Here is an 8,022-nt window from a genome sequence, read left to right as displayed (position 1 = left end):
GGGCCGGCGTTGCTGGTGATGCCGCTGTGGGCGCGGCTCGCGCACGCGCGGGGCAAGGTGCCGGCGCTCGCCGCGGCGACGGCCCTGTTCACGGTGGCCACCCTCCTGCTCGTCCCGGCCGGGTTCGCGCCGGGTGGGTGGGTGCACGTGCCGGTGGCGTTGGCGGGCGTCGCGTACGCGGGCATGCAGGCGCTACCGATGTCGATGCTGCCCGACTGCACCGACCTGGACCGCACCTTGGGGGGACGACGACGAAGTGGCGCCATGAGCGGCCTGTGGACGGCCTCCGAGACCGGCGCGATGGCGTTGGGGCCGGTGGTCGTCCTCGCCCTGCTGGCGGTCGGTGGTTTCCGGTCCGGCGGGGTGGCCGATCAGCCCGGGTCGGCGCACTGGGCGATCGTCCTGGCGTTCTCCCTGGTCCCCGCGGTCCTCGCGGCGACGAGCCTGCTGCTGATCCGGACCCTCGGCAGGTCCTATCCCCGATGGACGGAGCGCGCATGACCCCCGATCCCCTGGCCCTCGAGATCACCGATCGCGGGGAGCACGCCCTGGCCCGGTTGGCCGCGCTGCGGGCACAGGATCCACCCACGACAGGTGGGCGGGTCCTCAGTTACGTCTACGACTCCGGGCTGGAGGAGCTCGACGAGCTGGCGACTCGCGCCGCCCGGTTGGCGCACGGGGTCAACGGTCTCGATCCCACGGTGTTCGCCTCGGTCGCCGAGATCCACGGCGGCATAGTCGACCGTGTGCGCGACATTCTCCGTAGACGGTCCGCGGGCGCGGGTGGCGAGGGCCGCGACGGGCTCGGTGGCGACATCTACGGGAACGTCACGTCCGGTGGCACCGAGAGCTGCATGCTCGCCTGCCTCGCCGCCCGCGAGGTCTCCGGTCGACAGCCGGGCGACGGTGGAACGATCGTCGCGCCGGTGACGGTGCACGCGGCGTTCCGCAAGGCCGCGCACCTGCTGGGCCTGAGGTTCGTCGGCGTCGAGGTCGATCCCGGGACGGGGCGGGTGACCGCCGCCGAGCTTCTCGCGGCGGTCGATGGGGACACGGTGCTGGTGGTGTGTTCGGCGCCCGCCTACCCGAACGGCGTGATCGACCCCGTGGCCGAGGTGGCCGCCGGTCTCGAGGCCGAGCACGATCCGCGCATCGGGCTGCACGTCGACGCCTGCCTCGGCGGCCTGGTGCTGCCGTTCTGGCCCGGTCCGGACCCCGCCGGTCCGGACGCCACCGAGCCGAACCCGATGCCGCTATGGGACCTCCGTGTCGCGCGGGTCACCAGCATCTCGGCGGACGTACACAAGTACGGTTTCGCACCAAAGGGCACGTCGGTGCTGCTCAGCCGGGGCCGCGAACGCCACCGGGCGGCATGGTTCGCCACCGTCGACTGGCCCGGCTACCCGGTGGTCAACCCGGCGCTCGCCGGATCCAAACCGCTCGAACCCGCCGCGGCGGCGTGGACGGTGCTCGAGGCACTCGGCGACGGCGGGCAGCGTGAACTGGTCGCCCGGACCGCCCGGGCGACCGATCGGTTGGTCGACGGGTTGTCCGGCATCGAGGGGCTACGAGTCCTCGACCGCGATCCCGGCCCACTGCTGGCGGTCGTCGCCGACGAGTCCGCCGGAGACGGCCGGCGCGTTCACCCGCACCTCTGGGCGGATGCCTGCGCCCGGAGGGGCATCGCCGTCCAGGCGCAGCCCGCCTACCGCCAGAAGCGAGGGACCTTGTCGTCGTCGTCCCACCTCACCATCACCCCGGTGACCGAACGGCTCGTCGAGGAGATCCTCCGCGTGGCGTTTGAGGCCGCAGACGAGGTCCGCGGGCAGCTTGATCCAGTTCCTCCAACGGGGTTCGCCGACGTGCTCGACGCGCTGGAGACAGGGACCCTCTCCCCCGCCGACCTGCTCGCCCTGCCAGAAGATGAGGTGCATGCGCTCGTGGGTGGTGTCCTCGACGCGGACGAGGCCGGGACCGAGGGAGGCGGTGGCGGAATGGCGCCGCTGCTCGCGGCGATAGAACGGCTGCCCGCCGGCGTGGGCGGCCGCCTGGTCCGCGCCTACCTCGCGGCGGTGATGGAGTGACGGTGATGGAGTGATTCAGGCGAACTTCGCCTGAATCTCGGCAGACGCCCGGAACCACCGACCGATGTACGGCACCGCGATAGGAGCGGGATTCGCCCGGAGGTACCGCACGAACCAGTCGGTCAACCCGTCCCACTGGGCGTGATCGCCCGGGGGATGGAGTCCCCATCCCAGTTCGGTGAGCGTCCAGTGCGCTTTGGCGGAGTTGCGCAGCATGGATGTCGTCACCCAGTTCGCCTCGGTGTCCTCTCCCCCACGGGACACCGGCTGCAGGTGGTCGATGGTCGGGAACAGCTCCCAGAACGCGAAGTGCGATCGCGACATCGCCCAGTTCGGATCCGCGGGGAAGTCCTCCGGAAGCAGTACGGAGAGCAGCCGTAGGGCCCCGGGGTTGACCAGACGCGTCCCGCTGTAGCGGTCGACGAACCCGTCGCGGTAGAAGAGACGCAATGACCTCCGTTCCGTGTAACTCCGGGACGTCTTCTCCACGGGCACGAACGGGTAGCGGAGGCCGAGTATCCGACTGCCTTCGTCAAGCCCAACGGTCTCGATCGCATCGGCGACATCCGCCAGCACATCCGCCTTGTCCTCGAGCTCCGGCGCGGCCACTCGTGCACCAGGGACATCGCGGGTCGCGTCATCCATCTACTCGCCCTCCACTCCGGGTTGCGGTCTTCATCCCAGTGTGACCGGCCCATACGACAAGCGCCCCCCGACTCGAGATCGGGGGGCGCGGTCCGCATACGGGGAGACGCGTCAGACGAGAACCGCGATCGCGACGTTGACGATGCCGAGCACGCCGGCGACGTGGGTCAGGGTCGCGGTGCTGCCCTGGGCCTTGGCCTCCTTGCGTACGCCGATGATCGCGACGACGAGGATCACGACGGCGACCAGCAGCTTGATACCGATCTTCATGTGGTTGAGGTCAGCGTCCTGCATCTCGCGCAGGCCCACGAGCAGCAGTCCGGTCACCACCTGGAGGATCGCGCCGTGCAGGATGCCCTTCGCCATGTAAGGCGCCTTGATGGTGGCGAGCCAGCCACCGATGATCCCGGCGAGACCGATGAAGTGCAGGATGAGGATGATCTGGATGACAGTGTCCATAAGGCGTATTGTCTCAGGTCAACGCGGAATCGCCGCAGGTAAGGGTCTCCTGTGTGACGCTCGACTCGGTCGGCCTGGATGCTGCGTGTGACGCACCCCGACGGGCGGCGCCGCTACCTGGTCTCGTGGCTCGAATGCGGCAGGACGACCACGGGGCAGTGCGCGTGCGCCACGACGTGCTGACTGACCGAGCCGAGCAGCATCCCGGTGAACCCGCCTCGCCCGCGGCTACCGACCACCACGAGCCGGGCGTCCTCAGAGGCAGCGATCAACGCTTCGGCCGCGTGGCCCTGCAGGACGGCCGGCTTATACGAAGCGTCGTCCCCGAGGGCGTTGCGCACCGCGTCCGCGAGCATCTCGCGCGCGCTGCTCTCCAACTCGGAGGCGTCTTCCCACCCGGCCATCGCATACGGGCCGTAGACCGCCGGCAACTGATACGCGGTCAGGGCGATCAGGGGCGCGTCGAGCGCGGCCGCGTACTCGGCGGCCCATTTCAGGGCCCGTAGCGAATCCGGCCCACCGTCGACTCCGACGACTACTGGCCTGGTGTCCATGAGCTGTCCTCCTCTGGCGATATGCCGACGGTGCCCCGGACTGTCGTGCACCGACGACACCCTCCACCGTAGACCTGCCGGGGCACCCCGTCAGCGAAGTCGCCAGTGTAGGGACCTCCAGCCCCTCGGTTCAGAGCTGCCCCGTCCGGATGCTGCACTACGATTCGAACGTGATGTGACCGATGGTGACGTCCGTCCCGATCCGCCCCGAGGAGACCCACTCACCGTGTTTCAGAACTCTGATCGTTGGAAAGAGGTCTCCCGCTCGGCCTTCGAGCACGAGAAGCAGGGATTGGCTCTGCTGGCGAACGCCGTGCCGGACTCCGCGCCCTACCGGGTGTGGGCCAACTTCGAGTTCCAGGACAGCCACGGCCAGTGGCACGAGGTCGATGCGCTGGTGGTGGGCCAGTCCCGCATCCACCTGCTCGAGCTCAAGTCGTACCACGGCCGGCTCGGCGGCGACGAGCACCGCTGGGTGACCGACCGGGGCGGACGCGTGGACACCATGCGCTCGCCGATGGTGGCCACGCGCCGCAAAGCCCAGCGGTTCAAGTCCCGGCTAGAGCAAGAAATCAACCGCATGGCGCGGGATCCGGACGGCGACCAAGACATCCGCGACGTGGCAGCCAAGGTAGGACGGTTGCCGTGGATCCAGGAGGCGGTGTTCCTCCACGACCCCGGGGTCGTCTCGCACCTCGCGGCGGACAAGGCCCACAACATCTTCGGAGTGGACCCGGCGGACTTTCCCGACCGTGAGGTCCGCACCAACCTCCCGCCGATCGCCGACCGCGTCCAGGAGCCGGTGGGGCGCGAACGGATCAGCGAGGCGATGAGCATGCTCATCGCGCTGGCCATGCGGAAGATCGCGGGGATCACTGTCCGCGATCACATGGCCGGCTCGTACCTCCTGCACGACCGCGTCGACTCCCCCGACCCGCGCTTCCACGAATGGGACGGCGAACACCGGGAGACCCACGAGCCGATCCGCGCGCGGGTGCTCAATGTGGCGGCGGCCGCCACCGAGGGCGAGCAGATCCGCATGCGCAGGACGCTGCGCCGGGAGTACGAGCTGCTCTCCGGGCTGGGTAACGAGCACATCGTGGCTCCCCGCTCGATGGAGACGCTGCGCGGTACCTCGGACGAGGTGGTGATCTACCCGGCGCTGCCGGACCATCGCCCGCTGGACGTGGCGCTGCCGGGGGCCAAGCTCTCGTCCAGGGAGCGCGTAGAGATCGTCCGCCAGGTCGCGGACGCCCTTCTGTACGCCCACCGGCACCAGGTGGCGCACCGGGGTCTTGACCCCACCACCGTCCTGCTCGACACCCGACTGCTCTCCACCCGGCCGGTCGACGCGTACGGCCGCATCGAGGTGAAGGTTGACGGCTGGTCCGGCGCGGGGACCTCCGAGGCATCGGGAACGGTCCTGGGGGCCACGGGTTCCGGCACATCGATGCCGGGCGACGAGCTCGCGGGCCGCGTCTACCTCGCACCGGAGGCGGCGGGCGTCTACACGCCGGACCGAATGGCGGCCGATCTGTTCTCCCTCGGTGCGCTGGCCTACTACGTCCTCACCGGCGGCCAGGCCCCGGCCACGGACCGCTCCTCGCTGCTCGACCGGCTGGAGCGCGACCGCGGCCTGGACATGTCCGCGGTGACGAGCGAGTTCGACCAGGGACTCCGCGAGCTCGTCATGGACGCCACTTCGGCGACGGTCGACACGCGCAACACCAAGTTCGGGGTCTCGGATTCCACACAGGGGCTCTCCCCGGTGATCGGGTTCGAGCGGCGCCTGGCCGAGGCCGCACGACCCGCCACCCCGCAGCCCGCCGCCGAGCAGATGGACGCGCTGCGGCCGATGATCGACGGAGTGCTCGAGGGCAGGTTCGTCGTCAAGAAGGTCCTGGGCTCTGGCTCGACGGCGGTGGGCCTGCAGGTGGAAGATCTCACCGACGATTCTGGTCCGCCCACCAAGGTCCTCAAGGTGGCCCGGGACGAGCGGGCTGCGGAGCGCTTGGCCGCGGAGGCGGAGGTCCTGCGCTCGCTCGGCCAGGGGCTGCCGGCCAAGTACTCCTCGCTGTTCGTCGCGCTGCTCGAGGGCCCGATGGTCGTCCACGACCGGCGCACGTGCCTGGTGCTCACGGACTGCGGGGAGGTCTCGCTGGCGAGCATGCTGCAGCTCGGGCGGATCTCCCAGGACCGGTTCTGGAAGTTCGCCGTGAACCTGGCGGACATGCTGGTCGCTCTGGAGGCGGCGGGGGTCGCGCACCGGGACATCAAGCCCGCCAACCTCGGGATCGTGGGGCGGGGCCGCGGCCAGCACCTGGCCCTGTTCGACTTCTCCGCCTCCCGCGAGTCCCTGCAGCACACCCAGGTGGGTACGGGCGTGTACCGCGATCCGTTCCTGGGTCGGCGGTCGCGGCAGATCGCCGACTCCTCGGCCGAGCGTTATTCGGCCGGCGTGGTGTTGTTCGAGATGGCGACGGGTGAGACTCCGACGTACGGGGACGGGGTGAGCGAGCCCTCGCTCACCGACGGTCACGTGGTGATTCCGGCGGAGGTGATGCCTCCCGAGTGGAGCCAGGACGTGATGGAGCAGATGACGGGGATCTTCACCCGTCTGCTCGATGGGGACAGCGGGGTGCGGTTCGGCTCGGCGGAGGAGTTCCGCGAGGCGCTCGCGGCCGTCGCGGCGTCGGTCACCGCGGGTGACGGGGGGACGACGACGAGGGAGCCGGTCACTCCCCGCGATACTCCCACTCCCGTGACCTCCGTCGCTCTTCCCACGTTGGCGGAGCTGGCGGAGGAACTCCTGCGGGCTGCGGGCAGTTCGCGCAGCTCCGATTACCGGCTCGTGCGGACGATCCTCGGGCGGGGCGAGGGCGCGCCGGAGGATCCGTTCCAGGCGATGTCCCGGTACGCCGAGCCTCTGAGGCTGAGCGCGGGGCGGATCCCGCAGCTCACGGGCAAGTTCCCGGCACTGTGGCAATCCTCCCCGGCGCTCACCGCGGCATTCGAGGAGATTCGCGCCGCCACCCGCCGGGAGATCGTGCGCCGCGGCGGGGTGGCGAGCATCCGGCAGATCGCAGGCGCGGTGGAGCAGAGTCTCCCGGCGGAGCAGGGGCACCGCGATTCCGAGCGACTGCGTTTGGGCGTGCTGCGCATGTTCGACCTGGGCCTGCACCGTGCTGACGCCGCTGGCGGGTCCGCGGTGGAATTGCTGCGGCGCGGGCGCTCCGCCCGGGTGATCGGGATGAGCGTGCACCCCGAGTGGGCGCGTCCCCTGGTGGTCGAGCTCAACCGGGCGGCGCACGACCTGCTCGCCGAGCCGGGAGTGCGGCACGTCCCCGCGGAGCTGGTCCACACGGAGCTGAGGGGGGCGGCCCGGTCGGTGCTCTCGGACGCCGCGGACGCGGAGTCCCGGATCGATCCGCTCACCCTGGCGGAGCTGGCGGTGGCAGGCGACGACGAGTTGGCGCTCACCGCAACGGGTGACCTGTACTCCACCGCGATGGAGCTGCCCGAGCTGCTCGCGCTGACGCTGCCGCGGGCGGCCAGCCAGTTCAACCTGGGCCTGCTCAAGGACCTCATCCGCGCCCGCTTCCCGGAACTGCGCACCCGCGAGCCGAGGCGTGAGGACGTGGAGGCGGTGCTGGCCGAGCACATGCCGGGGATGGCGTGGGATCCGCAGCACCGGGACTTCCGCTACCCGCAGCAGGCAACCGGCCTGAGCATGGTGCACACCCGGACACCGTCTGCGTTGGTTACCGACCGTTCCGGCACCGAGGATCCTCTGATCGAGCAACTGGCGCGCGCAGCCTCGAGCCCTGGGTTCGTCTCCGTCTCGGTCCCCTACGGCCGTGGAGACGAGGTCGCGAGCAAGCTGGCCGAGCACCTGGGCGCTGAGGTGGTGGACCTGTCCGCCGAGGTTCTCGCCAGCGTGGACTCTCTGCTCGAGACCAGCGGCCAGCTGGACAAGCGCGGGGAGTTCCTGCGGTTGCCGCCCGAGCAGGTGCGCGGCGTCATGGAGGCCAACGTTACGACGGTGCTCGACAACGTCGATGCCACGGACGGCGCAGCGTTGGTCCTCACGGAAGCTTCGCTGCTCGCCGAGTACTCACAGCTATCCCAGCTCGGGCGGTGGACGGATCTGACTGCTCCCCCGCGCCGGCCGGTGGTGTTGGTGACGGGCCGCGCCAAGGACGCCCCGGGCCAGCCGGACCAGGTGGACGGACTCCCGCTCCCCATCACCAGCGATTCGCAGTTGGTGAGCGTGTAAGCGA

The 8,022-nt window shown here is 70.3% G+C and carries 6 protein-coding genes; 3 read left to right on the top strand and 3 right to left on the bottom strand.

The window, feature by feature from the left end:
- Both G6030_RS03700 and G6030_RS03695 read left to right on the top strand, forming a co-directional pair.
- Positions 1–501, top strand: a 501-nt coding sequence (locus G6030_RS03700) for an MFS transporter (protein ID WP_182642246.1), incomplete at its 5' end; no start/stop codon positions are given.
- Positions 498–2,084, top strand: coding sequence for a pyridoxal-dependent decarboxylase (locus tag G6030_RS03695; protein WP_182642245.1), 1,587 nt, complete (start codon positions 498–500; stop codon positions 2,082–2,084). The genes G6030_RS03700 and G6030_RS03695, both read left to right, overlap by 4 nt.
- A 15-nt stretch (positions 2,085–2,099) precedes the next feature.
- Here the strand turns inward: G6030_RS03695 and G6030_RS03690 are convergent, their stop codons facing one another.
- The 3 genes from G6030_RS03690 to G6030_RS03680 all read right to left on the bottom strand — a co-directional run bounded on the left by G6030_RS03690 (position 2,100) and on the right by G6030_RS03680 (position 3,742).
- Positions 2,100–2,729, bottom strand: coding sequence for an HNH endonuclease (locus G6030_RS03690; protein ID WP_070722527.1), 630 nt, complete (start codon positions 2,727–2,729; stop codon positions 2,100–2,102).
- Positions 2,730–2,840: 111 nt separating this feature from the next.
- Positions 2,841–3,188, bottom strand: coding sequence for a hypothetical protein (locus tag G6030_RS03685; RefSeq protein ID WP_182636250.1), 348 nt, complete (start codon positions 3,186–3,188; stop codon positions 2,841–2,843).
- A gap of 113 nt (positions 3,189–3,301) precedes the next feature.
- Positions 3,302–3,742, bottom strand: a complete 441-nt coding sequence (locus tag G6030_RS03680; RefSeq protein ID WP_182642244.1) for a universal stress protein — start codon at positions 3,740–3,742, stop codon at positions 3,302–3,304.
- A 226-nt stretch (positions 3,743–3,968) separates the two neighbouring features.
- Between G6030_RS03680 and G6030_RS03675 the strand changes: the two genes are divergently transcribed.
- Positions 3,969–8,018, top strand: coding sequence for an NERD domain-containing protein (locus G6030_RS03675; RefSeq protein WP_182642243.1), 4,050 nt, complete (start codon positions 3,969–3,971; stop codon positions 8,016–8,018).
- Positions 8,019–8,022: the final 4 nt, after the last annotated feature.

This window comes from Dietzia sp. E1, assembly GCF_014145015.1.
In the GTDB taxonomy this organism is placed as follows: Bacteria; Actinomycetota; Actinomycetes; order Mycobacteriales; family Mycobacteriaceae; genus Dietzia; species Dietzia cinnamea_A.
The sequence above is the reverse complement of the archived record's forward strand: the minus strand, read 5'-3'. Positions and strand labels throughout refer to the sequence as shown.